This window comes from Citrobacter sp. RHBSTW-01044 (genome assembly GCF_013781945.1).
GTDB classification, from domain to species: Bacteria; Pseudomonadota; Gammaproteobacteria; order Enterobacterales; family Enterobacteriaceae; genus Citrobacter; species Citrobacter braakii.
Map to the genome: position 1 here is coordinate 1,641,334 of NZ_CP056180.1, position 23,995 is coordinate 1,665,328.

Annotated in this window: 26 protein-coding genes and 1 tRNA gene; 19 read left to right on the top strand and 8 right to left on the bottom strand. The window is 54.4% G+C overall.

What is annotated here, in order from left to right:
* Positions 1-46 precede the first annotated feature (46 nt).
* Positions 47-544 (bottom strand): serine protease inhibitor ecotin, encoded by a 498-nt coding sequence (gene eco / locus HV352_RS07900; RefSeq protein ID WP_029139607.1) that lies wholly within the window; start codon positions 542-544, stop codon positions 47-49.
* A gap of 413 nt (positions 545-957) precedes the next feature.
* On the opposite strand from eco, the gene napF reads away from it, so the two are divergent.
* From napF to HV352_RS07975, 15 genes are all read left to right on the top strand, one after another.
* Positions 958-1,449, top strand: a complete 492-nt coding sequence (napF, locus tag HV352_RS07905; protein ID WP_016157008.1) for a ferredoxin-type protein NapF — start codon at positions 958-960, stop codon at positions 1,447-1,449.
* A complete protein-coding gene (napD, locus tag HV352_RS07910; RefSeq protein WP_016153776.1) occupies positions 1,439-1,702 on the top strand; it encodes a chaperone NapD in 264 nt (87 codons plus the stop codon). The genes napF and napD overlap by 11 nt, the downstream gene beginning before the upstream one ends.
* Positions 1,699-4,185: a nitrate reductase catalytic subunit NapA gene (gene napA / locus HV352_RS07915; RefSeq protein ID WP_016157007.1), complete on the top strand. Its 2,487-nt coding sequence runs from the start codon at positions 1,699-1,701 to the stop codon at positions 4,183-4,185. Before napD ends, napA begins: the two co-directional genes overlap by 4 nt.
* Positions 4,186-4,191: 6 nt before the next feature.
* Entirely contained in the window at positions 4,192-4,887 is a 696-nt protein-coding gene (gene napG / locus HV352_RS07920) for a ferredoxin-type protein NapG (RefSeq protein WP_016153774.1), read from the top strand.
* Entirely contained in the window at positions 4,874-5,737 is an 864-nt protein-coding gene (gene napH / locus HV352_RS07925) for a quinol dehydrogenase ferredoxin subunit NapH (RefSeq protein WP_049041119.1), read from the top strand. Before napG ends, napH begins: the two co-directional genes overlap by 14 nt.
* Positions 5,734-6,183: a nitrate reductase cytochrome c-type subunit gene (gene napB, locus HV352_RS07930; protein WP_016153772.1), complete on the top strand. Its 450-nt coding sequence runs from the start codon at positions 5,734-5,736 to the stop codon at positions 6,181-6,183. Before napH ends, napB begins: the two co-directional genes overlap by 4 nt.
* Positions 6,184-6,192: 9 nt before the next feature.
* Positions 6,193-6,795, top strand: a complete 603-nt coding sequence (gene napC / locus HV352_RS07935) for a cytochrome c-type protein NapC (protein WP_003027548.1) — start codon at positions 6,193-6,195, stop codon at positions 6,793-6,795.
* A gap of 20 nt (positions 6,796-6,815) precedes the next feature.
* Positions 6,816-7,436: a cytochrome c biogenesis heme-transporting ATPase CcmA gene (gene ccmA, locus HV352_RS07940; protein WP_016153771.1), complete on the top strand. Its 621-nt coding sequence runs from the start codon at positions 6,816-6,818 to the stop codon at positions 7,434-7,436.
* Positions 7,433-8,092, top strand: coding sequence for a heme exporter protein CcmB (ccmB, locus tag HV352_RS07945; RefSeq protein WP_003027542.1), 660 nt, complete (start codon positions 7,433-7,435; stop codon positions 8,090-8,092). Before ccmA ends, ccmB begins: the two co-directional genes overlap by 4 nt.
* A gap of 76 nt (positions 8,093-8,168) precedes the next feature.
* Positions 8,169-8,906: a heme ABC transporter permease gene (locus HV352_RS07950; RefSeq protein WP_047416261.1), complete on the top strand. Its 738-nt coding sequence runs from the start codon at positions 8,169-8,171 to the stop codon at positions 8,904-8,906.
* Positions 8,903-9,115 (top strand): heme exporter protein CcmD, encoded by a 213-nt coding sequence (ccmD, locus tag HV352_RS07955; protein ID WP_016153768.1) that lies wholly within the window; start codon positions 8,903-8,905, stop codon positions 9,113-9,115. Before HV352_RS07950 ends, ccmD begins: the two co-directional genes overlap by 4 nt.
* Complete coding sequence (gene ccmE, locus HV352_RS07960) at positions 9,112-9,591, top strand: cytochrome c maturation protein CcmE (protein WP_016153767.1); 480 nt, start codon at positions 9,112-9,114, stop codon at positions 9,589-9,591. The genes ccmD and ccmE overlap by 4 nt, the downstream gene beginning before the upstream one ends.
* Positions 9,588-11,543, top strand: coding sequence for a heme lyase CcmF/NrfE family subunit (locus tag HV352_RS07965; RefSeq protein ID WP_016153766.1), 1,956 nt, complete (start codon positions 9,588-9,590; stop codon positions 11,541-11,543). Before ccmE ends, HV352_RS07965 begins: the two co-directional genes overlap by 4 nt.
* The gene (dsbE, locus tag HV352_RS07970) at positions 11,540-12,097 is read left to right on the top strand and encodes a thiol:disulfide interchange protein DsbE (protein WP_181635323.1); all 558 of its coding nucleotides are present in this window, start codon (positions 11,540-11,542) and stop codon (positions 12,095-12,097) included. The genes HV352_RS07965 and dsbE overlap by 4 nt, the downstream gene beginning before the upstream one ends.
* Entirely contained in the window at positions 12,094-13,143 is a 1,050-nt protein-coding gene (locus tag HV352_RS07975) for a cytochrome c-type biogenesis protein CcmH (RefSeq protein ID WP_047359193.1), read from the top strand. The genes dsbE and HV352_RS07975 overlap by 4 nt, the downstream gene beginning before the upstream one ends.
* 59 nt (positions 13,144-13,202) lie before the next feature.
* Here HV352_RS07975 and narP read toward each other — a convergent pair whose 3' ends face one another.
* The 4 genes from narP to HV352_RS07995 form a co-directional block, all read right to left on the bottom strand.
* Positions 13,203-13,850 (bottom strand): nitrate/nitrite response regulator protein NarP, encoded by a 648-nt coding sequence (narP, locus tag HV352_RS07980; RefSeq protein WP_016153764.1) that lies wholly within the window; start codon positions 13,848-13,850, stop codon positions 13,203-13,205.
* Positions 13,851-14,057: 207 nt separating this feature from the next.
* A tRNA-Pro gene (locus HV352_RS07985) sits at positions 14,058-14,134 on the bottom strand.
* A gap of 74 nt (positions 14,135-14,208) precedes the next feature.
* The gene (yejM, locus tag HV352_RS07990) at positions 14,209-15,969 is read right to left on the bottom strand and encodes an LPS biosynthesis-modulating metalloenzyme YejM (protein ID WP_075849326.1); all 1,761 of its coding nucleotides are present in this window, start codon (positions 15,967-15,969) and stop codon (positions 14,209-14,211) included.
* A 31-nt stretch (positions 15,970-16,000) separates the two neighbouring features.
* The gene (locus HV352_RS07995; RefSeq protein WP_003027506.1) at positions 16,001-16,228 is read right to left on the bottom strand and encodes a YejL family protein; all 228 of its coding nucleotides are present in this window, start codon (positions 16,226-16,228) and stop codon (positions 16,001-16,003) included.
* Positions 16,229-16,362: 134 nt separating this feature from the next.
* Between HV352_RS07995 and yejK the strand changes: the two genes are divergently transcribed.
* Positions 16,363-17,370 carry a nucleoid-associated protein YejK gene (yejK, locus tag HV352_RS08000; protein ID WP_016157002.1) on the top strand — a complete coding sequence of 336 codons (1,008 nt, stop codon included), beginning with the start codon at positions 16,363-16,365 and terminating at the stop codon, positions 17,368-17,370.
* A gap of 120 nt (positions 17,371-17,490) precedes the next feature.
* On the opposite strand, the gene rplY is transcribed toward yejK, so the two are convergent.
* Positions 17,491-17,775, bottom strand: coding sequence for a 50S ribosomal protein L25 (gene rplY, locus HV352_RS08005; RefSeq protein ID WP_016153758.1), 285 nt, complete (start codon positions 17,773-17,775; stop codon positions 17,491-17,493).
* A gap of 124 nt (positions 17,776-17,899) precedes the next feature.
* Entirely contained in the window at positions 17,900-19,660 is a 1,761-nt protein-coding gene (locus tag HV352_RS08010) for a DEAD/DEAH box helicase (protein ID WP_032931694.1), read from the bottom strand.
* Positions 19,661-19,810: 150 nt separating this feature from the next.
* Between HV352_RS08010 and rsuA the strand changes: the two genes are divergently transcribed.
* The 3 genes from rsuA to HV352_RS08025 all read left to right on the top strand — a co-directional run bounded on the left by rsuA (position 19,811) and on the right by HV352_RS08025 (position 22,402).
* On the top strand, positions 19,811-20,518 hold the full coding sequence (rsuA, locus tag HV352_RS08015) for a 16S rRNA pseudouridine(516) synthase RsuA (RefSeq protein WP_016153756.1): 708 nt from the start codon (positions 19,811-19,813) through the stop codon (positions 20,516-20,518).
* A 15-nt stretch (positions 20,519-20,533) separates the two neighbouring features.
* Positions 20,534-21,724: a Bcr/CflA family multidrug efflux MFS transporter gene (locus tag HV352_RS08020; protein ID WP_016157000.1), complete on the top strand. Its 1,191-nt coding sequence runs from the start codon at positions 20,534-20,536 to the stop codon at positions 21,722-21,724.
* Between the two features lie 333 nt (positions 21,725-22,057).
* Complete coding sequence (locus tag HV352_RS08025) at positions 22,058-22,402, top strand: YejG family protein (RefSeq protein ID WP_029139605.1); 345 nt, start codon at positions 22,058-22,060, stop codon at positions 22,400-22,402.
* A 3-nt stretch (positions 22,403-22,405) separates the two neighbouring features.
* On the opposite strand, the gene yejF is transcribed toward HV352_RS08025, so the two are convergent.
* A complete protein-coding gene (gene yejF, locus HV352_RS08030) occupies positions 22,406-23,995 on the bottom strand; it encodes a microcin C ABC transporter ATP-binding protein YejF (RefSeq protein WP_047500955.1) in 1,590 nt (529 codons plus the stop codon).

Genomic DNA, 23,995 nt, shown 5'->3' on the forward strand with positions numbered 1-23,995 from the left:
TAAAATGCCGGATAAGGCGGTACGCCGCCCTCCGGCACATTCTTACTTATCGCGCGACTGCGTCCTGAATCTTCTCTTCCGCTTTCCAGATACGGTATTTCACTTCCACGTTCTCCGGCGTATAGACCACAATCGGTAACTTGCTGTTGTAGCGCAGCATGCCGTCATCACCCAGATACGCGGTGATAAATTTCTTCTCTTTCTTACCGTCCGGGCAGGCCATCATGGTTGAAACCGGAGACGTCACTTTGTCGAAGACATAGTAGTCATATCCCCAACCTTCCAGCGTTTTGCTGTCCAGTTCTCCGCCCAGGCGGTGTTGGTTGCAGTCAACTTCCAGCGTTTGTCCGATCAGCAGTTCTACTTTCAGAGTAGATTCATCTTTCTCAGGAGTAAGCTGGATAACCTGGCGCTTCATACCCTTTTCCGCCTTAGGATAAGGGGCGACTTTTTCCAGCGGCTGAGCGCCGGCATCGTTACTGGCAGCCCATGCAGAGGCGCTGGCAAAGGCGGCGAAAAGTACGGCAGGGACAATTGTTTTCATCTTATTGTTCACAGTGTTTCCTTTCTTCTGTCTTATGAACGAGTCTGGGGCAGGTTAACATATTTACATAATCGATTAATCTGGATTTACTTATATTTTAAGTGTATTTGGTAGAAGTCTGCTTTCATGCTAGCGATATATTCTAAGAATAATCTTAATTATAAAATCATTCTCTTTTTGAGTGGTTCGCTATATACAGTGTTATATAACTCATTGAAATGTGAGCAAAAGCGCATTTTTTCCCGCCAACTCAACACTCCTTTGATCCGGCAACAGCATTTACCCCGATTGGGGTATGCACCTCTAACACATCCTGAAATATCTTACGACTAAAAATAACTACTCATAAATAGTGCAGTTTTTTATGTCGTTCAACCCGCCAGGGAAGGGCGTCATTATGGAAGGACAATGTCATGGTTGATTTATCCCGTCGAGGCATGTTGACAGGCAGTTGGCGAAACGCCAACTCAGGGATCCGTCCGCCCTGGAGCAAGGAAGACTCTCACTTTCTGGCCCATTGCCTTCGTTGTGACGCCTGCATCCAGGCGTGTGAAACCGACATCCTGCAGCGAGGCCAGGGCGGTTACCCGAGCGTAAATTTCAAACACGGCGAGTGTAGCTTTTGCTATGCCTGCGCAGAGGCCTGTTCTGAATCCCTTTTTCTTCCGCGCCACACCAGGGCATGGGATCTGAATTTTACGATTGGGGAAAACTGTCTCGCACATCAGTCCGTTGAATGTCATCGCTGTCAGGATAGCTGTGAGCCCATGGCCATAACCTTTCGTCCCACGCTGTCCGGCATTTATCAGCCGCAGCTCGACAATCAGGACTGTAACGGATGTGGCGCATGTGTCGCTATCTGCCCGGTATCAGCCATTAACGCGGAGTACAACCATGGACAATAACTGGCAGGTCTGCAGCCTGGTCGTTCAGGCCAAAAGTCAGCATATCAATGATATCGCCACGCAGTTGCGTTCGTTCCCAGGTTGCGAAGTTGCACTCAGCGATGTGGAAAGCGGTCAACTGATCGTGGTGGTGGAAGCTGAGCACAGCGAAACGTTAATGAAAACTATTGAGTCAGTGCGCAACGTTGCGGGCGTGCTGGCGGTGTCGCTGGTTTATCACCAGCAGGATGAGCAAGGTGAGGAAACACCATGAAACTCAGTCGTCGTAGCTTTATGAAAGCTAACGCCGTTGCGGCCGCTGCGGCGGCTGCCGGGTTAAGCGTGCCGGGCGTAGCCCGTGCGGTAGTCGGTCAGCAAGAAGCCATCAAATGGGATAAAGCCCCGTGCCGTTTTTGCGGGACGGGCTGTGGCGTATTGGTCGGGACGCAGCAAGGGCGTGTTGTGGCATGCCAGGGCGATCCGGATGCGCCGGTTAACCGTGGGCTTAACTGCATCAAAGGTTACTTCCTGCCGAAAATCATGTACGGAAAAGACCGTTTAACGCAGCCGATGCTGCGCATGAAGGACGGTAAGTATCACAAAGAAGGCGAGTTCACCCCGATTAGCTGGGACCAGGCCTTTGACGTGATGGAAGAGAAATTCAAAACGTCCCTGAAAGAGAAAGGCCCGGAGTCTATCGGTATGTTCGGCTCGGGTCAGTGGACGATTTGGGAAGGTTATGCCGCTGCCAAATTGTTTAAAGCGGGTTTCCGTTCGAATAACATCGACCCGAACGCGCGTCACTGCATGGCATCAGCGGTCGTCGGCTTTATGCGTACCTTCGGTATGGATGAACCGATGGGCTGCTATGACGATATCGAGCATGCAGATGCTTTCGTCCTGTGGGGCGCGAATATGGCGGAGATGCACCCGATCCTGTGGTCGCGCATCACCAACCGTCGTCTGTCCGATCCCAATGTTAATGTCGCGGTGCTCTCCACCTTCCAGCACCGCAGCTTTGAGCTGGCGGATAACGGCATGGTCTTCACGCCGCAAACCGATCTGGTGATCCTCAACTACATCGCTAACTACATCATTCAAAACAATGCGATCAACCAGGATTTCTTTAGCAAGCACGTTAATCTGCGTAAAGGCGTGACGGACATCGGCTACGGTCTGCGTCCAACCCATCCGCTGGAAAAAGCGGCGAAAAACCCGGGATCCGATGCCTCTGAGCCGATGAGCTTTGAGGCTTACAAAGCCTTTGTTGCCGAGTACACGCTGGATAAAACCGCCGAAATGACCGGCGTACCGAAAGATCAGCTGGAACAGCTGGCGCAGCTGTATGCCGATCCGAAGAAAAAAGTCATCTCCTACTGGACGATGGGCTTCAACCAGCATACCCGCGGCGTGTGGGCCAACAACCTGGTCTATAACCTGCACCTGTTGACCGGTAAAATCTCCCAGCCAGGCTGCGGTCCGTTCTCTTTGACCGGTCAGCCTTCCGCCTGCGGTACCGCGCGTGAAGTCGGTACGTTCTCCCACCGTCTGCCTGCGGACATGGTGGTTACGAACGAAAAACACCGCGATATCTGCGAGAAGCACTGGAATATTCCGGCGGGGACCATTCCGGCAAAAATCGGTCTGCATGCCGTGGCGCAAGACCGTGCGCTGAAAGATGGCAAGCTCAATGTCTACTGGGCGATGTGTACCAACAACATGCAGGCCGGTCCGAACATCAACGAAGAGCGTATGCCGGGCTGGCGCGATCCGCGCAACTTCATCATCGTCTCCGATCCGTACCCGACGGTCAGCGCTCTGTCGGCCGACCTGATCCTGCCGACCGCGATGTGGGTAGAGAAAGAAGGTGCTTACGGTAACGCGGAACGCCGTACACAGTTCTGGCGTCAGCAGATTAAAGCGCCGGGTGAATCGAAATCGGATCTGTGGCAACTGGTGCAGTTCTCTCGTCGCTTCAAAACAGAAGAAGTGTGGCCGGAAGCGCTGTTGGCACAGAAACCGGAACTGCGCGGCAAAACGCTGTATGACGTACTGTTTGCCACGCCTGCAGTGACGAAATTCCCGGTGGCTGAACTGGCTGAAGATCAGCTGAACGATGAATCCCGCGAGCTGGGTTTCTATCTGCAAAAAGGGCTGTTCGAAGAGTACGCCTGGTTTGGTCGCGGTCACGGGCATGACCTTGCGCCATTTGACGATTACCACAAAGCGCGCGGTTTACGCTGGCCGGTCGTTGAGGGCAAAGAGACCCAGTGGCGCTACAGCGAAGGCAACGACCCTTACGTGAAAGCGGGTGAAAGCTACAAGTTCTACGGTAAGCCGGACGGCAAAGCGGTCATCTTCGCGCTGCCATTTGAACCTGCCGCAGAAGCGCCGGATAAAGAGTACGACCTGTGGCTGTCTACCGGACGTGTGCTGGAGCACTGGCATACCGGCAGCATGACGCGTCGCGTACCTGAGCTGCACCGTGCTTTCCCGGAAGCTGTGCTGTTTATCCATCCGCTGGATGCAAAAGCACGCGATCTGCGCCGTGGCGACAAAGTCAAAGTGGTTTCCCGTCGTGGTGAAGTTATCTCGATAGTTGAAACGCGCGGGCGTAACCGTCCACCGCAGGGGCTGGTCTACATGCCGTTCTTCGACGCCGCACAGCTGGTGAACAACCTGACGCTGGATGCGACGGATCCGCTCTCCAAAGAGACGGATTTCAAGAAGTGCGCTGTGAAACTGGCGAAGGTGTAACGCGTTATGTCCCGGTCAGCAAAACCCCAAAATGGCCGCCGCCGCTTTCTGCGCGATATGGTTCGCGCAGCGGGCGGACTGGCCGTCGTTGGCGTGGCGCTGGGGTTGCAACAGCAAACCGCACGAGCAACCGGCGTGCGGCTACGCCCGCCAGGCGCACTGAGCGAGGAGGCATTCGCCAGTGCCTGCGTGCGCTGTGGTCAGTGCGTTCAGGCCTGCCCGTATGACACGCTGAAGCTGGCGACCCTGGCCTCAGGGCTGGCTGCCGGTACGCCGTATTTTGTCGCGCGTGATATTCCCTGCGAAATGTGTGAAGACATTCCGTGCGCCAAAGTTTGCCCCAGCGGCGCGTTGGACAGGGACATTGAATCTATTGACGATTCACGCATGGGGCTGGCGGTACTGCTGGATCACGAAAACTGCCTCAACTATCAGGGATTACGCTGCGACGTTTGCTATCGCGAATGCCCGAAAATCGATGAGGCTATCACCCTGGAGCTGGACCGCAACATGCGTACCGGCAAGCATGCGCGGTTTATTCCAACCGTGCACAGCGATGCCTGTACCGGCTGCGGGAAATGCGAAAAAGTGTGCGTCCTGGAGCAGCCAGCAATAAAAGTGCTGCCCCTGTCGCTGGCGAAAGGGGAGTTAGGACACCATTACCGCTTCGGTTGGCTGGAGGGGAACAATGGCAAATCGTAAACGTGACGCCGGGCGTGAAGCGCAGGTAAAAAAAGGATGGTGGAAGAGTCATCGCTGGCTGGTGCTGCGTCGTCTGAGCCAGTTTCTGATACTGGCGATGTTCCTTAGCGGCCCGTGGCTTGGCGTCTGGATCCTGCATGGCAATTACAGTAGCAGCCTGTTGCTGGACTCCATCCCGTTCACCGATCCGTTGATTACCCTGCAAAGCCTGGCCAGCGGGCACCTACCGGCGACGGTTGCGTTAACGGGGGCGGTCATCATCACGGTGCTGTATGCCCTGGCGGGTAAGCGACTGTTTTGCAGTTGGGTTTGTCCCATGAACCCTGTCACCGATTTAGCCAGTTGGTTGCGCAGAAGGTTTGACCTGAATCAGTCTGCAACCCTGCCGCGCCATATACGGTACGTCCTGCTGGTGGTTATCCTGGTCGGTTCCGCCGTGACCGGTACGCTGCTGTGGGAGTGGATAAACCCAGTCTCTCTGCTCGGACGGAGCCTGGTCATGGGATTTGGCAGCGGGGCGCTGCTGATCCTCGCGCTGTTTTTATTTGATCTACTGGTCGTTGAGCATGGCTGGTGCGGGCATCTTTGCCCACTGGGTGCGCTGTATAGCGTGGTGGGGAGTAAAGGTGCATTAACCGTTTCGGCAAAAGAACGTAACAGATGTAACCGCTGTATGGATTGTTTTCATGTTTGCCCGGAACCGCATGTGCTACGTGCGCCGGTGCTGGATGAGCAAAGTCCGGTGCAGGTAACCAGCCGCGATTGCATGGCCTGCGGTCGCTGTGTGGATGTCTGTTCTGAGGATGTTTTTACAATAACAACACGATGGAGTTCGGGAGCGAAATCATGAAAAGCCATGACCTGATTAAAGCGCTGAGTCAATGGACGGCTGCGCTGGCCCTGGTAGTCAGTGGGGCCGTTTGGGCTGCAAACGGAGTGGATCTGAGTCAGTCACCGGAAGTCTCAGGGACACAAGAAGGGGCGATTCGCATGCCGAAAGAGCAAGTGCGTATGCCGCTGAACTATGTGAATCAGCCGCCGATGGTTCCGCACAGCGTTGAAGGGTATCAGGTGACGACTAACACTAACCGCTGCCTGCAATGTCACGGTGTGGAAAGCTATCGCACCACCGGTGCGCCGCGCATCAGTCCGACGCACTTTATGGACAGCGACGGTAAGGTATTGGCTGAAGTCGCGCCGCGTCGTTATTTCTGCCTGCAATGTCACGTTCCGCAGGCTGACGCCGCGCCGATTGTTGAAAATACCTTCACCCCCTCGAAAGGTTACGGGAAATAAGAGGTCATTATGGAAAATTCTAACCGTAAACCAGGCTGGATTAAGCGCGTCTGGCAATGGTGGCGTCGCCCCAGCCGTCTGGCGCTCGGCACGCTGTTGTTAATCGGCTTTGTGGGCGGCATTATTTTCTGGGGCGGCTTTAATACCGGTATGGAAAAGGCCAATACAGAAGAGTTCTGCATTAGCTGTCACGAAATGCGCAATACGGTGTACCAGGAATACATGGAAACCGTACACTACAACAACCGTAGTGGTGTGCGAGCGACTTGCCCTGATTGCCACGTCCCACATGAGTGGGGTCCGAAAATGATTCGTAAGATCAAGGCCAGTAAAGAGCTGTACGCGAAAGCACTGGGGCTGATAGATACACCGCAGAAATTTGAAGACCATCGTTTAACGATGGCGCAAAATGAGTGGCGGCGTATGAAAGATAACAATTCGCAAGAGTGTCGAAACTGTCACAACTTCGAGTTTATGGATTTAACCGCCCAGAAAGGCGTTGCGGCCAAAATGCACGACCAGGCCGTGAAAGACGGGCAAACCTGTATTGACTGTCATAAAGGGATAGCGCACAAACTGCCTGATATGCGCGAAGTCAAACCGGGATTTTAACAGGATGTAGATAACCAGGTATGCTTGAAGCCAGAGAATTACTTTGCGAGCGGGATGACAGAATACTGTTCAGCGATTTGTCATTTCGCGTCAACGCAGGGGAATGGGTACAAATTACCGGCAGCAACGGCGCAGGGAAAACCACTTTGCTGCGGTTACTTACCGGGCTGGCGCGTCCCGACGCAGGGGAGGTTTGCTGGCAAGAGCAACCGCTGCATCACGTGCGGGACAGCTACCATCAACAACTGCTGTGGATCGGACATCAGCCGGGGATAAAAACCCGGCTTTCGGCGTTGGAAAACCTGCGTTTCTTCCACCATGACGGCGACGTCGCACAGTGTCTGGCTGCGCTGGCGCAGGCGGGGCTTGCCGGATATGAAGATATCCCGGTGAATCAACTCTCCGCCGGACAACAGCGGCGCGTGGCGCTGGCCCGTTTGTGGCTGACCCGCGCCCGGCTGTGGATCCTCGACGAACCCTTTACCGCCATTGATGTGAACGGCGTTGAGCGACTGACTCAGCGTATGGCGCAGCATACGGAGCAGGGCGGTATTGTTATTCTCACCACCCACCAACCGCTCAATGTCGAGACCGATAAAGTGCGACGTATTGCGCTGACCAGCGAGAGGGCAACGCAATGATGTGGCGAATCTTCCGTTTAGAACTACGAGTTGCGTTTCGTCATAGTGCGGAAATCGCCAATCCTTTATGGTTCTTCCTGATTGTTATTACGCTGTTCCCGCTGAGCATTGGGCCGGAGCCGCAACTGCTGGCGCGTATTGCGCCGGGCATCATCTGGGTTGCGGCGCTGCTGGCGTCGTTGCTGGCGCTGGAGCGCCTGTTTCGTGATGATCTGCAGGACGGCAGCCTTGAGCAACTGATGCTGTTGCCGCTGCCGCTGCCGGCAGTGGTGCTGGCGAAAGTGATGGCGCACTGGGTCGTGACCGGCCTGCCGCTGCTGATCCTCTCGCCGCTGGTGGCGTTGCTGCTGGGCATGGACATGTACGGCTGGAAAATTATGGCGCTGACCTTGTTACTCGGGACGCCGACGTTGGGCTTCCTCGGCGCGCCGGGCGTGGGGTTGACGGTGGGCTTAAAGCGCGGCGGCGTGCTGTTAAGCGTGCTGGTACTTCCACTCACCATACCCTTACTGATTTTTGCGACCGCGGCGATGGATGCGGCTTCCATGCACTTACCGGTTGAAGGGTACATGGCGATTCTGGGCGCGTTGCTGGTCGGCAGCGCCACGCTAAGCCCGTTTGCCACAGCTGCGGCGTTACGGATCAGCGTGCAGTAGCGCAGTTGAGATATGCAGGCCGGGCAAGGCGCCCCGGCACAACGGATATTAATTTACGGAGTCTGGTGACTGAACTATGTGGAAAACACTTCATCAATTGGCGATGCCTCCTCGGCTCTATCAGATCTGTGGCTGGTTTATCCCGTGGCTGGCGATTGCCAGCGCGGTGATACTGATAACCGGGTTGATCTGGGGCTTTGGCTTCGCGCCTGCGGATTATCAGCAGGGGCAGAGCTATCGCATTATTTATCTGCACGTTCCGGCGGCAATCTGGTCGATGGGTATTTATGCATCGATGGCCGTTGCCGCGTTTATTGGCCTGGTCTGGCAGATGAAAATGGCCAATCTGGCGCTGGCCGCGATGGCGCCCATTGGTGCCGTGTTTACCTTTATTGCGCTGGTGACGGGCTCTGCATGGGGCAAACCGATGTGGGGCACCTGGTGGGTCTGGGATGCCCGACTCACCTCTGAACTGGTATTGCTGTTTCTCTACGTCGGCGCCATTGCGCTGTGGCATGCCTTTGACGACCGCCGTCTGGCTGGTCGCGCTGCCGGCATTCTGGTGCTGATTGGCGTGGTCAACTTGCCGATTATTCACTACTCGGTCGAGTGGTGGAATACGCTGCATCAGGGGTCGACCCGTATGCAGCAGAGTATCGATCCGGCAATGCGTGCGCCGCTGCGTCTGGCGATCGTCGGCTACCTGTTACTTTTTGTCACGCTGGCGCTGATGCGCATGCGTAACCTGATTTTGATGATGGAAAAACGCCGCCCGTGGGTGAGCGAACTGATCTTAAAAAGAGGCCGCCAATGACCCCTGCATTTGCATCATGGAGTGATTTTTTCGCGATGGGCGGTTACGCCTTGTATGTCTGGCTGGCTGTGGCGATGAGCATTGTCCCGCTGGTGGCGCTGGTGCTGCATTCTGCGTTACAGCATCGTGCAATCTTACGCGGTGTCGCGCAGCAGCGGGCGAGAGAAGCGCGCATGCGCGCGGCGCAAGTGCAACGGGAGGCGGCGTGAACATTCGACGTAAAAATCGGTTATGGATAGCCTGTGCGGTCCTGGCAGGTCTGGCTTTGACCATTTCGCTGGTGCTCTACGCGCTGCGTTCCAATATCGACCTGTTCTATACGCCGGGAGAGATACTCTACGGTAAGCGCGAAACGCAGCAAATGCCTGAAGTCGGCCAGCGCCTGCGCGTGGGCGGTATGGTTATGCCTGGCAGCGTAAAGCGCGATCCGCAGTCGCTGAAGGTGAATTTCAGCATCTATGACGCCGAAGGTGTGGTGGATGTCACCTATGAAGGCATTCTGCCGGATCTGTTCCGCGAAGGGCAGGGCGTCGTCGTTCAGGGCGAACTGGACGGGGGAAATCATGTGCAGGCCAAAGAAGTGCTTGCTAAACATGATGAAAATTACACTCCGCCGGAAGTCGAAAAAGCGATGCAGGAAAACCACCGTCGCCCGGAAAGTGTTTATAAGGATAAAACGTCATGATGCCTGAAATTGGCAATGCGCTGTTGTGCCTTGCGCTTGGCGTTGCATTACTGCTGTCGGTCTATCCGCTGTGGGGCGTAGCGCGCGGCGACGTGCGGATGATGGCCTCCGCGCGTCCCTTTGCCTGGGTACTGTTTATCTGTGTGATGGGGGCGTTCCTGATTCTGGTCAACGCCTTCGTGGTTAATGACTTTACCGTGACCTACGTCGCCAGCAACTCCAACACCCAGCTTCCGGTCTGGTATCGGGTGGCGGCGACGTGGGGGGCGCATGAAGGCTCGTTGCTGCTGTGGGTGCTGCTGATGAGTGGCTGGACGTTCGCCGTTGCGGCGTTCAGCCAGCGCATGCCGCTGGATATCGTCGCCCGCGTGCTGGCGGTCATGGGAATGGTCAGCGTCGGTTTCCTGCTGTTTATTCTGTTTACCTCTAACCCGTTTGCCCGCACGTTGCCGAACTTCCCGATTGAAGGACGTGACCTGAACCCGCTGTTGCAGGATCCGGGGCTGATTTTCCATCCGCCGCTGCTGTACATGGGGTATGTCGGCTTCTCGGTTGCCTTTGCGTTTGCGATTGCTGCGCTGATGAGCGGACGACTGGACAGCACATTCGCCCGTTTTTCGCGTCCGTGGACGCTGGCGGCGTGGGTGTTTCTGACGCTGGGCATTGTGCTCGGTTCGGCCTGGGCCTATTACGAGCTGGGCTGGGGCGGCTGGTGGTTCTGGGATCCGGTTGAAAACGCCTCGTTTATGCCATGGCTGGTGGGAACGGCGCTGATGCACTCGTTGTCGGTAACCGAGCAGCGCGCCAGCTTTAAAGCCTGGACGCTGCTGCTGTCAATCTGCGCATTCTCACTTTGTCTGTTAGGTACTTTCCTGGTGCGCTCCGGCGTACTGGTGTCGGTGCATGCTTTCGCCTCCGATCCGTCGCGCGGGATGTTTATTCTGGCCTTTATGGTGCTGGTAATTGGCGGCTCTCTGCTGCTGTTTGCGGTGCGCGGTCACAAGGTTCGCTCACGGGTAAACAACGCGCTGTGGTCGCGTGAATCGCTGCTGCTGGGGAATAACGTCCTGCTGATTGCCGCCATGCTGGTGGTGCTACTGGGCACGCTGCTGCCGCTGGTGCACAAACAGCTGGGGCTGGGCAGCATTTCGATTGGCGAGCCGTTTTTCAACACCATGTTCACCTGGCTGATGGCGCCGTTCGCACTGCTGCTGGGGATTGGGCCATTAGTGCGCTGGGGCCGTGACCGACCGCGTAAACTGAAAACGTTATTGCTTATCGCGTTTGTCACCACCCTTGTTCTGTCGCTGCTGCTGCCGTGGCTGCTAGAGGATCGCATTGCCGCCATGACAGTGGTGGGGCTGGCGATGGCGTGCTGGATATTCGTACTGGCGATGTCCGAAGCGTTCCTGCGTATTTCCCGTGGGACAAAGCTGACGCCAAGCTACTGGGGCATGGTATCGGGTCACGTTGGGCTGGCGATTACCATTGTTGGTATTGCCTTTAGCCAGAACTACAGCGTTGAACGCGATGTGCGCATGAAAGCGGGTGATAGCGTTAGTATCCATAACTATCAGTTCACTTTCCGCGAAGTGAAAGATATTACCGGGCCAAACTACCGGGGCGGCGTTGCCATTATTGGCGTTACCCGAGATGGTAAGCCAGAAGCTACGCTGCATGCGGAAAAACGCTTCTATAACAGCACCAGTTCGATGATGACCGAAGCGGCAATTGACGGCGGATTCACGCGCGATCTGTACGCTGCGCTGGGTGAAGAACTGGATAATGGCGCATGGGCTGTACGCCTGTACTACAAACCGTTTATTCGCTGGATTTGGGCCGGAGGATTGCTGATGGCGCTGGGCGGGTTGTTCTGCCTGTTTGATCCACGCTATCGCCAGCGGACGCGTCCTCGCGCCGCGGTGCAAAAAAATGCGTCGGAGGCTGTATGAAGCGCAACGCACTGTTAATTCCGTTTATTATTTTTCTCATCATTGCGGCGGCGCTGTTGTGGCAGCTCGCGCGTAACGCTCAGGGGGACGATCCCACTAATCTGGAATCGGCGCTGATCGGCAAACCTGTTCCGACATTCCGCCTGGAGTCACTGGAAAATCCGGGTCAGCACTATCAGGCCGATGTGCTGACGCGGGGCAAACCGGTATTGCTGAACGTCTGGGCGACCTGGTGCCCGACCTGTCGCGCCGAGCATCAGTATCTGAATCAGCTGTCTGCGCAAGGCGTGCGGGTAGTGGGTCTGAACTATAAAGATGATCGTCAGAAAGCCATTGTCTGGCTGAAAGAGCTGGGTAATCCTTACTCATTAAGTCTGTTTGACGGCGACGGTATGCTCGGTCTGGATCTTGGCGTGTACGGTGCTCCGGAGACGTTCCTGATCGACGGCAAAGGCATTATTCGCTATCGCCATGCCGGCGATCTGAACGCCCGGGTGTGGGAGAGCGAGATCAAACCGTTATGGGACAAGTACAGTAAGGAGGCTGCGCAATGAGATTTTTACTGGGCCTGCTAATGCTGGTTATCTCGGGATCCGCGCTTGCGACTATCGACGTGATGCAGTTTAAGGACGAAGCGCAGGAGCAGCAGTTCCGCCAGCTTACTGAGCAACTGCGTTGTCCTAAATGCCAGAACAACAGCATTGCCGATTCTAACTCGATGATTGCCACCGACCTGCGTCAGAAAGTGTACGAACTGATGCAGGAAGGAAAAAGCCAGAAAGAAATTGTCGATTACATGGTGGCGCGCTACGGCAACTTCGTCACGTACGATCCGCCGTTAACGCCGCTCACCGTGCTGCTGTGGGTGATGCCGGTGGTAGCGATTGGTCTGGGGGGCTGGATTATTTTCGCCCGTACTCGCCGACGCGTTCGGGTGAAACAGGAAGAGTTTCCTGACGATGTTATTCCGAATGGCAAGCGCGGTGGATTCGGGTTGTTTGTGCCTGGTATCGTGGTGGCGCTGGTGGTTGGCGCAGTAAGCTATTACCAAACCGGCAGCTATAAGCAGGTTCAGGTCTGGCAGCAGGCCACCGCTCAGGCTCCGGCGTTGCTGGAGCGAGCGTTGGATCCGAAAGCGGAACCGCTCAATGAAGAAGATATGGCGCGTCTGGCGCTGGGGCTGCGTACGCGTTTACAAGCCGATCCCGCAAATGTTGAAGGCTGGATCATGCTTGGACGCATTGGCATGGTTCTCGGTAACGCCAGTACGGCCACTGAAGCCTATGCCAATGCCTATCGACTGGATCCTAAAAACAGCGATGCGGCGCTGGGCTATGCGGAGGCGCTGACCCGTTCTTCCGATCCTGATGATAACCGTCGGGGAGGGGAGCTGCTACGCCAACTGGTGCGTGGCGAACATGCCAATGTGCGGGTTCTCAGCATGTACGCTTTCAACGCCTTTGAACAGCAGCGCTTCGGCGAGGCGGTTGCGGCGTGGGAGATGATGCTGAAACTATTACCTGCCAACGATACCCGTCGGGCGGTAATAGAACGAAGCATTAAGCAGGCAATGGAGCAGCTAACGCCGCAGGAGAAATAAGTATCCAGAATAGCCCCGATAGCGCTTCGCATATCGGGGCTATCCGGCCTCTTCATGGATTACTGCATTCCACGCGTTTGTAAAAACAGGATAGTGGCAGCAACGCGAGAGCGCACATTGAGTTTGCGCAGCAGGTTGCGAATATGCACTTTCACGGTCTGTTCGGAAATATTCAGCACTGACGCAATCTGTTTGTTCGACAGCCCCTGAGCCAGTTCATGCAATACATCCAGTTCACGCTCGGTGAGAATGCTGAAGGGATCTTCTTGTGCGCCGAACAGGTCGCGTTCGCGCAGATATTCGCTGACGCGTGTGCTAAAAGCTTTACCGCCTTTGGCGCCGCTGCGAATGGCCTCCAGCAAGACTTCAGGATCGCTGTCTTTGAGTAAATAACCATCCGCGCCGGCATCAATTAAGGCGTACACATCGCTGGCGGCATCCGAGACGGTAAGAATAATAATTTGCGCGGTGACGCCATCCCGGCGCAGCGCATTCAGGGTGTCCAGTCCGCTCATGCCTTTCATATTGAGATCCAGCAGGATCACATCCAGGTCCAGACGGTTAGCCAGATCGATAGCGCTGGCACCGTCACCTGCTTCCGCGACTACGTTAAATGCGGGATCCAGTTGCAATAATTGACTAATTCCTCGCCGCATTAGTGGGTGGTCGTCGACAATCAGCACCCGAAAAGGCGTTGCTTCAGGCATACTATTCTCCTGAGTTTTTATTAGTATCATTATTGTTTTCAGCGCATCACTCGTCTAGTTTCATCGCGCTGATGAGAGGGTAAATTTTACCCCAATTTGTGCATGGGTAAGTAGTAAAACCTGTGCTAAAGGCCGGGGTAATAATAAGGAACGTGGAATCGCGGGCATAAAAAAACCAACCATGAAGGTTGGTTTTTCAGGGATTTTTGGTCGGCACGAGAGGATTTGAACCTCCGACCCCCGACACCCCATGACGGTGCGCTACCAGGCTGCGCTACGTGCCGACGCTATGGCTGCTAATACTACTGCTTTCCGCTGCGAATGCAAGGGGAAGCATCGCTAAGTGATTTATAATTAATCAGTTAGCAATAAATCGTTTCTCATCCGTCAGAACCTGTAGCAGCAGGCTTAGCTGCGGTTTCTGATCTTTTATTTTTTCGCCGCGTAAATCATAGGTCTGATAATTACCGTTGTTGTTCAGCACCAGCGTCATCTCTGGCGTGGTAACGGCCATCGTGCTGCCGTCGGCGGCGGTAACCCAGTAATGGCGGCGGTTTGCATTGAACAGATCCTGCCCCTGCGAGTATTCGTTAGCAGGCGTGCTGACGTGCAGCAGGCGCTGCATGAGCGTTGTCATCAGGTCTGTATGATCGGTCAGGCTATTGATGCGTTGGGCAGGCGTTCCCGGCCAGTGAATAACCATCGGAACCTGTAGATGGCCACGCGACCAGGCAAAATTGTTCTCTTCCTGAGTCAGCGGCACGCCCCGACCTGCGGTAATAATCACCACCGTGTTGTTCAGTTTACCGGAGTCGCGCAGGGCACTAAGAACACGGTTAATATTGGCATCCACATCCTGAGCGGCGCTGGCATAGCGTTTGGCAAAGTTCTTCTGGTTGCTGTTATCAAGGTTCGTCCCGTTAAAGGAGACCCACGAGAACCAGCGGTTATCTTCCTGCGCGTAGCGTCCCAGCCAGTTAATCCACTGGCTTGCGGTTTGTTCGTCAGATTGCGTTTGTACGCTTGGCATGGAGAAGTCTGACAGCAGCGCCTGGCGATACAGCGGGCTGGTAAAGCCATCCGAGGAGAATAGCCCTAACTGGTAACCCTGCTGGTTCAGTGCAGTAATCAGCGCCGCAGGCGTACGGGTCGACAAAATGCCGTCCATGTAGCTTGGCGAAACGCCATAGAACAGGCCAAAGATGCCGTTATCCGTGGTGTTGCCTGAGCTCATGTGACGCGTAAACGAGATATTCTGCCCGGCGAATTCAGCCAGCGCAGGCATCTGTTTTTCAAAGCGTGAGTAGTTCAGACCGTCGACGGTAATCAGCAGCACGTTCTGACCGGTGCCCATATCGCGATAGCGCAGTTCGCTGAGCGGGTACTGCACGGAAACCGCTTCTGGATTGCCCTGTTCGATCAGGCGACGCTGATACTCTTGCGCATCCAGCAGGCCATGTTTTTCCAGGAATTTACGTGCCGTCATCGGGTAGGAGAGCGGCAGATTCGCACGCTGCATGGTAATCGGGCGATAGAAATTGGCATCCGCCCAGATATACACCACGTGCGAGGCGATAAAGGAAACGAAGAAGAATGCTGCTAACGGTTTAGCAAAATGGCGACGACGCGTCAGGCTGCGCAGCTTTTGCCAGCTCCAGGTCGCAAACAGCATTTCAATTAACAGAATAACCGGTACGCTGATAAACATCAGCTGCCAGTCACGCGCCGCTTCATTCTGGTCTGGGTTGATGACCAGTTCCCAGACGATCGGATTGAGATGCAGGTGGAAGCGGGTAAAAACTTCGCTGTCGATTAGTAACAGCGTCATGCCAGCCGTCGCCAGAATAGCTGATAAGAATCGCATCAGCCTCTGGGACATGACGATAAACGTCAGGGGAAACAGGATCAGCAGATAGGTGGCGAACACCAGAAAGCTAAAATGCCCGACAACGCTCAGGTAGGAATAAACACGACCTGCAAGGGTTGTCGGCCAGTCGGCGACAAACAGGTAACGGCTACCGAGCACCATGGCCAACAGAATGTTGAACAAGGCAAACCAGTGCCCCCAGCTAACCATCTGGGAGACTTTCTCACGGTAGCGTTGACGATGAGTTACCATAAACTGTTGTTCGTTTCCCCGGAGCAGGCTCTTAATGCGCTTGGTCGTCGTTTACCGAAGACTGCAATGCGCGGGCAAAAGAGTTGGCAATCGCCTGGCGCTGGGCCGGTGCGATGCTTGTATTGATAAGGTTAGTCACCATATTTCCCAGTACCATCAGGGAAAGGTCGGTCGGCGCCTTATGTTTTTCCAGTACGTTGAGCATCTCATTCAGCAGTTGTTCAACGTGTTCGTCACTATAGCGGGAAATTTGTGGCATAAATCGAAATCAGTCTGTTCATGAAAGGGCAACATATTACCGTACAGACAGTTTTTTTTCTGCTTTTTTATCTTCTATTGCGTCACTGCCCGGCAGGTGGTTGAATACCGCCCGGTCTAAAAGGAGAGTTTATCATGAGTCTGGATATCAACCAGATTGCCCTGCACCAGCTTATCAAACGTGACGAGCAGAACCTTGAGCTGGTCTTGCGCGATTCATTACTGGAACCGACAGCGACCGTTGTCGATATGATGGCTGAGTTGCATCGGGTGTACAGCGCCAAGAATAAAGCTTATGGCCTGTTTAGCGCAGAGAGTGAACTGGCGCAAACGCTGCGTTTACAGCGTCAGGGCGAAGAGGATTTTCTGGCCTTTAGTCGTGCAGCGACAGGGCGCTTGCGGGACGAACTGGCGAAATATCCTTTTGCTGATGGCGGCATTGTCCTGTTCTGCCATTACCGCTATCTGGCGGTAGAGTATCTGCTGGTCGCCGTGCTGAACAATTTAAGCAGTATGCGCGTCAATGAAAATCTGGATATCAACCCGACACACTATCTGGATATCAATCATGCGGATATCGTGGCGCGTATTGATTTAACCGAGTGGGAAACCAACCCGGAGTCCACGCGCTATCTGACGTTCCTGAAAGGGCGGGTAGGGCGCAAAGTCGCCGATTTCTTTATGGACTTCCTGGGCGCCAGCGAGGGGCTTAACGCCAAAGCGCAAAACCGCGGCCTGTTGCAGGCGGTCGATGACTTTACCGCCGAGGCGCAACTCGATAAAGCTGAACGCCAGAACGTGCGTCAGCAGGTGTACAGCTACTGCAACGAGCAACTGCAGGCCGGTGAAGAGATCGAGTTGGAGTCGCTGTCCAAAGAGCTTTCCGGCGTCAGTGAAGTCAGCTTCAGCGAATTTACCGCTGATAAAGGCTACGAACTGGAAGAGAGCTTCCCGGCAGATCGCAGCACGCTGCGCCAGTTAACCAAATTTGCCGGAAGCGGCGGCGGGTTAACCATCAACTTCGACGCCATGTTATTGGGTGAGCGTATTTTCTGGGATCCAGCCACAGATACTTTGACCATCAAAGGTACGCCGCCGAACCTGCGCGATCAGCTACAGCGTCGTACCTCGGGCGGGAAATAAAGCCGTTTGCCGGATGGGGGCGTTAACGCCTTATCCGGCTTGCGTGATTCATCTTTACCGCCAACAAAATCCCATAAAAAAACCCCGCCGAGGCGGGGTTTTTCTTCAACTTGTAGGCGATTACGCGCGAACGAAGTCGATGTGTGCCAGCTTCGGCTTGAACGGGTGACGCTGTACAGCCTGAGCTTTAACTTTCACTTCTTTACCGTCAACAACGATGGTCAGAACTTCGCTGTAGAATTCAGCTTTAGCTTGCATGTTCATAACTGCATCGTGATCCAGTTCGATAGCAACCGGGGCTTCTGCGCCACCATAGATGATTGCCGGGAACTTGTTAGCGGCACGCAGGCGGCGGCTCGCACCCTTACCCTGCTCTTTACGTACTTCAGCGTTGATAGTAAACATTTAAATCTCTCTTTTATAATTCCTGCTACAGGCGACCCAGCAACAGGTAAGTGATCTGCTTTGCGTATGCAAAAGCGGGCGAGATTCTATACTTAAACGGCTGGTACATCAATCAAAAGTACGATTAACCGCGTAATTCATGTGCCCGACGATAGCGTCCTTCATAATCGAAGACCTTTTCACGGACCTGCCAGTACTGACCTTTCATGCGCGCCACCACGAAATCAGGATGACGTAACAGCGCCTGCTGGGCGAGGATATCGGCGGCGGTTATCCAGCGTAAGGGAATGCCGGGCGTTCGGGTGTGCGGGCGAATAAACAGTTGCTCGAAAGCCGTACGTTGCGCGGGAGTATGCAGGCGAAAGCGTTCGCTAACGTCGGCACCATCTTCATCGTAATAGGTGATTTTTAGCCATTCGCCTTTTTCATCCTGGCCGTTTTGTAACACCATGCCGCTACAGCGCAGGACCAGCGCATCTTTGAGCCTGAGCGCGGCTTTCAGCATGTCATCCGGGTCAACCAGCACCGTGTCGCACTCCCGACAACGGCGGGCGGCGATATCATTTTCCGCGTTGCATTGTGGGCAGTTTTTAAAACGAAAACGAAAATCGCACTGTTCGCGATGGCCGTCATCATCTTCAAACCACCCCTGACAGCGGCGACCAAAGTGTTCAATCAGCGTGCCGTCTGCCGTTGTTTTGCCCCAGAAGGTGTTTGCAAACCCGCAGGCGGGACAGAACACCTGCACCGGAACGTTATCGCTTTTCCCTTTCGGCGCACCCACTTCCGGCGCGTAAAGATCGTGCGGGTTACCGGCATAATCGAGGATCAGACAGTCGGTTTTACCCGGCGCCAGGCGCAGGCCGCGACCGACAATTTGTTGGTAAAGGCTAACTGACTCCGTCGGGCGCAGAATGGCGATAAGGTCGACGTGCGGGGCATCGAAGCCAGTGGTCAGGACCGACACATTCACCAGATAGCGAAAGCGCTGGGCTTTGAACTCTTCAATCAGCACATCACGCTCAGCGCCAGGCGTGTCTCCGGTGATTAGCGCGGCATCGTCAGCAGGCAGCAGGCCCAGGATTTCTTTGGCGTGCTCCACTGTAGCAGCGAAAATCATCACCCCTTTGCGCGTCTGGGCAAACTCGACAATCTGGCTGATGATATGCGGCGTTATTCGCTGCTGCTTTTTCAGTTCCTGATTGAGATCTGTTTCGCTAAACAGGCCGTTACTCTGTGCCTGCAGCCGGCTGAAGTCATACTGCACTACCGGCATGTCGAGGCGTTCTGGCGGCGTCAGGTAGCCGTGTTTAATCATGTAACGCAACGGTAATTCATAAATGCAGTCACGAAACAGCGCTTTTTCATCGCCGCGCACCATACCGTGATAATGAAAGTGATAAATCCAGCCTTTGCCCAAACGAAAAGGAGTGGCAGTAAGCCCGAGCAGGCGTAAGTGGGGATTTACTTTGGTCAGGTGAGTGAGGATTTGCTGATATTGACTCTCGTCATCATCACCAATACGGTGACATTCATCGACGATAAGCAGCGAGAATTCTCCCTGAAAGGCGTCAAGATTACGCGCTACCGACTGTACGCTGCCAAATACCACTTTCCCGTGGCTCTCTTTACGCTTCAGACCTGCGGCAAAAATATCGGCTTCCAGCCCCAGCGCGCGATATTTGGCATGGTTTTGCGCGACCAGTTCTTTAACGTGCGCCAGTATCAGCACGCGACCACGCGCCACGCGGGCCAGTTCAGCAATCACCAGGCTTTTTCCCGCACCGGTTGGCAGGACGATAACCGCTGGCGTGCGATGGTGGCGAAAATGGTTGAGCGTGGCATCCACGGCTTCTTTTTGGTACGGGCGAAGAGTAAAAATCATGGGCTCATTAAGGTAAGCAGCAACAATGTATAGTATGCCATGAATCATTTCCCTTGAGGGATGGTGTAACGCCGCTATACTGGGCGGATAATCGTCCCACTTTTCGGGCGCAATCCCGCTTCTTGTTTTTTACAGGCAAAAATCACACTCATGCGACTTGATAAATTTATCGCTCAGCAACTCGGCGTCAGCCGCGCTATTGCCGGGCGTGAGATCCGTGCTAACCGCGTTACCGTCGACGGTGAAATCGTCAAAAACAGTGCCTTTAAGCTGCTGCCAGAACACGACGTAGAATATGACGGCAATTCCCTGATTCAACAAAATGGCCCGCGCTATTTTATGCTGAATAAACCTCAGGGTTATGTTTGCTCAACGGATGACCCGGATCACCCGACAGTGCTCTATTTCCTTGATGAGCCGGTTGCCTACAAACTGCATGCGGCAGGGCGCCTGGATATCGACACCACCGGACTGGTGCTGATGACCGATGACGGACAGTGGTCGCATCGCATCACTTCGCCACGTCACCATTGTGAGAAAACCTATCTGGTGACGCTGGAGTCGCCGGTGGCAGATGATACCGCTGAACAGTTTGCCCATGGCGTACAACTGCATAATGAGAAAGACCTGACCAAACCGGCCGTGCTGGAGGTTATTACGCCAACTCAGGTGCGATTGACCATCAGCGAAGGGCGCTATCATCAGGTTAAACGTATGTTTGCCGCCGTCGGTAACCACGTTGTGGAACTGCACCGTGAACGGATTGGTGACATCAAGCTTGATGAGGATCTGGAGCCGGGTGAATACCGTCCATTGACCGAAGAAGAAATCGCCAGCGTTAACTTAACCCCGCGTTAATTTCAGGAGCTAAATGTGACCACCCGGCAGAACTCGTCAATTGCCATTGTCTTTATCCTTGGCTTGTTAGCCATGCTGATGCCGTTGTCGATTGATATGTATCTTCCGGCACTACCTGTTATCTCTGAACAGTTTGGTGTGCCTGCAGGTAGCGCGCAGATGACCCTCAGTACCTATATTCTTGGGTTCGCGGTGGGGCAGTTACTCTATGGTCCAATGGCTGACAGCATTGGGCGCAAGCCGGTGATTCTGGGCGGGACGCTGGTGTTTGCGGCGGCGGCAGTTGCCTGTGCGCTGGCACAAACTATCGATCAGCTGATCGTGATGCGTTTCTTCCATGGTCTGGCTGCTGCAGCGGCGAGCGTGGTTATCAACGCCCTGATGCGCGATATCTATCCGAAGGAAGAGTTTTCGCGCATGATGTCCTTTGTCATGCTGGTCACGACAATTGCACCCTTACTGGCACCCATCGTGGGCGGCTGGGTATTGGTATGGCTGAGCTGGCACTACATCTTTTGGATCCTCGCCGTGGCGGCTATTCTGGCGTCGGTGATGATCTTTACGCTGATCAAAGAGACCTTGCCGGTTGAGCGCCGCCAGCCGTTTCGCTTGCGTACTACTCTCGGCAACTTTGCCTCGCTGTTTCGCCACAAGCGTGTACTGAGCTATATGCTGGCCAGTGGGTTTAGTTTTGCCGGGATGTTCTCGTTCCTGAGCGCCGGACCTTTTGTTTACATTGAGATCAACCACGTTTCACCGCAGCATTTCGGCTATTACTTCGCGCTGAACATTGTTTTCCTGTTCGTGATGACCATCATCAACAGCCGCTTTGTTCGTCGGGTTGGGGCGTTGAATATGTTCCGTGCTGGCCTGTGGATCCAGTTCGTGATGGCGGGCTGGATGGTCTTTAGCGCGCTGTTCGGGGTTGGTTTCTGGGCGCTGGTGGTGGGCGTTGCGGCGTTTGTTGGCTGCGTGTCGATGGTGTCATCCAACGCCATGGCGGTCATTCTGGATGAATTTCCGCATATGGCGGGAACGGCGTCATCGCTGGCAGGGACGTTCCGTTTTGGCATTGGCGCCATCGTTGGGGCGCTGCTGTCACTGGCGACTTTTAACTCGGCCTGGCCGATGATCTGGTCAATAGCGTTTTGCGCTACCTGCTCAATTCTCTTCTATCTCTACGCCAGCCGCGCCAAAAAACGGTGATCTATTACACAACCTGGGGGCGATAGGGCCTCCAGAGTTGATGTACATCAACCGAAAATCTATCAATTTCCCCGCTTATGTTTATTTTATGTAAAATCAATTTATGTAAAAAGTCACATCATTGTAGTTAAAAAGGTTGAGTTAGATCGCAGAAACGAGTACATATAGCGCGGAAATATGCCAGAACCGTTGAATAAATTTAAATATTTGGTTCGGAAAGTGGCATAAAGTCAGGGTGTAAACGTTTACGAACTGTTTAAAGACGTATTGTCAATGATGTGTTAATATTGATGTAAAATAATTGTGAAGTGATTGTACTTCCAGGGAAAGAAAGTGATGACATTACAACTCTCAATCGTTCATCGTCTGCCACAGTGCTATCGTTGGTCGGTGGGTTTCGCAGGTTCAAAGGTTGAACCGATTCCGCAAAACGGTCAGAGCAATGAGAACAGCCTGGTGGCGCTCAAATTGCTTAGCCCTGATGGTGACAGCGCGTGGTCAGTCATGCATAAACTCAGCCAGGCCCTCAGCGACATTGAGGTACCTTGTTCCGTGTTGGAATGCGAAGGAGAGCCGTGCCTGTTTGTGAATCGCCAGGATGAATTTGCCGCGACCTGCAGACTGAAAAATTTCGGCGTAGCCATCGCAGAGCCGTTTTCAAATAACAATCCGTTTTGAGCGTCAGCTTAGCGCGAGCAGCTGACGCGTATATGCCTGCTGTGGCGCGTTAAATACGTGCTCGCATTGTCCTTGCTCCACGACCTCTCCCTGCCTTAGCACAATAACCTGATGGCATAACGCGCGTACTACGTGCAAATCATGGCTGATAAAGATATAAGCCAGGCGATGCTTTTCCTGTAAAGACTTTAATAACGTCAGGATTTGCGCCTGTACGGTTCTGTCGAGCGACGATGTTGGTTCATCCAGAATGATCAGGGAAGGCTTGAGAATCAAGGCTCTGGCAATGGCTATGCGTTGACGTTGACCGCCGGAAAACTCCGCCGGGTAACGATGCCGCGTTTCGCTATCCAGTCCCACTTCCGCCATTACCGCTTTCACCTGCGCTTCGCGCTGTTCGGCTGACAGAGTTGGCTGATGAACGCGTAGTCCCTCCTCAATAATCTGTAGCACGCTCAGGCGCGGGTTCAGCGAGGAGTTGGGATCCTGAAACACGACCTGAATGCGGTGACGTACCGGTAACAGCTGGCGGCGATTTAAGGTATGCAGCGCCAGGCCATCGAACACAATGCTTCCCTGTGAGGTGATTAACCTCAGTAGCGCCAGCCCGGTAGTGCTTTTCCCCGATCCTGACTCCCCGACCAGCCCCAGCGTTTCACCGGGGCGGAGGGAAAAACTGACGTTGTTAACCACAACGTTATGGTCCACCACGCGCTTCAGGATACCTTTACGGATGGGGAAGGCGACGCAGAGTTTTTCCACTTCCAGCAATGGCGCTTGCCCGGCAGGTACAGGCACCGGATCGCCGGAAGGTTCGCTGTTTAACAATTTCTGCGTGTAGGGATGCGTTGGCGCAGTGAGCAGTTGTGCTGCTCGATTTTGCTCAACGCACTGGCCGTTTTGCATCACCGCAACGGTATCGGCCAGTTTTTTCACAATGCTGAGGTTGTGGGTGATAAACAGTAATCCCATATTCAGTTCGCGCTGTAGCTCCCGCAGCAACTGCAGGATTTGCGCCTGTACGGAGACATCCAGCGCGGTGGTCGGTTCATCGGCAATAAGCAGCTCCGGTCGCGTAAGCAGCGCCATGGCGATCATCACGCGCTGGCGTTCACCGCCGGACAGCTGGTGCGGATAGTCTGCGAGACGTTTGGCCGCCTGACGGATGCCGACCCGATCCAGACAGGTCAGTATTTCTGCCCGCGCGGCCTCCCGACGCATTCCCCGATGCAGCGACAGCACTTCATACAGCTGTTTTTCAAGGTTGTGAAGCGGGTTTAGCGACACCATTGGCTCCTGGAAAATCATGGCGATTTTATTCCCGCGAACGCCGCGAAGCGTCTGCTCATCGGCATGAAGCAATGATTCACCATGAAAACGGATGTCGCCGGAAAGGTAGACTGCGGGAGGGGTCGGTAATAACCGTAGAATAGAAAGCGCGGTCACGCTTTTACCCGAACCGGACTCGCCCACTAGCGCCAGAGTTTGCCCGGCTTCAACCCTCAGTGAGAGGGTATTGACCACGGTACGCACGGTCTCCTGTTGGCGAAAACCTACCGATAAATTTTCAATAGCTAACAGCGGTTGTGTCAT

Bases quoted from the DNA above. Each gene is read 5' to 3' on its own strand.
- eco (WP_029139607.1), bottom strand. From the start codon at position 544: ATGAAAACAATTGTCCCTGCCGTACTTTTCGCCGCCTTTGCCAGCGCC.
- napF (WP_016157008.1), top strand. From the start codon at position 958: ATGGTTGATTTATCCCGTCGAGGCATGTTGACAGGCAGTTGGCGAAAC.
- napD (WP_016153776.1), top strand. From the start codon at position 1,439: ATGGACAATAACTGGCAGGTCTGCAGCCTGGTCGTTCAGGCCAAAAGT.
- napA (WP_016157007.1), top strand. From the start codon at position 1,699: ATGAAACTCAGTCGTCGTAGCTTTATGAAAGCTAACGCCGTTGCGGCC.
- napG (WP_016153774.1), top strand. From the start codon at position 4,192: ATGTCCCGGTCAGCAAAACCCCAAAATGGCCGCCGCCGCTTTCTGCGC.
- napH (WP_049041119.1), top strand. From the start codon at position 4,874: ATGGCAAATCGTAAACGTGACGCCGGGCGTGAAGCGCAGGTAAAAAAA.
- napB (WP_016153772.1), top strand. From the start codon at position 5,734: ATGAAAAGCCATGACCTGATTAAAGCGCTGAGTCAATGGACGGCTGCG.
- napC (WP_003027548.1), top strand. From the start codon at position 6,193: ATGGAAAATTCTAACCGTAAACCAGGCTGGATTAAGCGCGTCTGGCAA.
- ccmA (WP_016153771.1), top strand. From the start codon at position 6,816: ATGCTTGAAGCCAGAGAATTACTTTGCGAGCGGGATGACAGAATACTG.
- ccmB (WP_003027542.1), top strand. From the start codon at position 7,433: ATGATGTGGCGAATCTTCCGTTTAGAACTACGAGTTGCGTTTCGTCAT.
- HV352_RS07950 (WP_047416261.1), top strand. From the start codon at position 8,169: ATGTGGAAAACACTTCATCAATTGGCGATGCCTCCTCGGCTCTATCAG.
- ccmD (WP_016153768.1), top strand. From the start codon at position 8,903: ATGACCCCTGCATTTGCATCATGGAGTGATTTTTTCGCGATGGGCGGT.
- HV352_RS07965 (WP_016153766.1), top strand. From the start codon at position 9,588: ATGATGCCTGAAATTGGCAATGCGCTGTTGTGCCTTGCGCTTGGCGTT.
- dsbE (WP_181635323.1), top strand. From the start codon at position 11,540: ATGAAGCGCAACGCACTGTTAATTCCGTTTATTATTTTTCTCATCATT.
- HV352_RS07975 (WP_047359193.1), top strand. From the start codon at position 12,094: ATGAGATTTTTACTGGGCCTGCTAATGCTGGTTATCTCGGGATCCGCG.
- narP (WP_016153764.1), bottom strand. From the start codon at position 13,850: ATGCCTGAAGCAACGCCTTTTCGGGTGCTGATTGTCGACGACCACCCA.
- yejM (WP_075849326.1), bottom strand. From the start codon at position 15,969: ATGGTAACTCATCGTCAACGCTACCGTGAGAAAGTCTCCCAGATGGTT.
- HV352_RS07995 (WP_003027506.1), bottom strand. From the start codon at position 16,228: ATGCCACAAATTTCCCGCTATAGTGACGAACACGTTGAACAACTGCTG.
- yejK (WP_016157002.1), top strand. From the start codon at position 16,363: ATGAGTCTGGATATCAACCAGATTGCCCTGCACCAGCTTATCAAACGT.
- rplY (WP_016153758.1), bottom strand. From the start codon at position 17,775: ATGTTTACTATCAACGCTGAAGTACGTAAAGAGCAGGGTAAGGGTGCG.
- HV352_RS08010 (WP_032931694.1), bottom strand. From the start codon at position 19,660: ATGATTTTTACTCTTCGCCCGTACCAAAAAGAAGCCGTGGATGCCACG.
- rsuA (WP_016153756.1), top strand. From the start codon at position 19,811: ATGCGACTTGATAAATTTATCGCTCAGCAACTCGGCGTCAGCCGCGCT.
- yejF (WP_047500955.1), bottom strand. From the start codon at position 23,995: ATGACACAACCGCTGTTAGCTATTGAAAATTTATCGGTAGGTTTTCGC.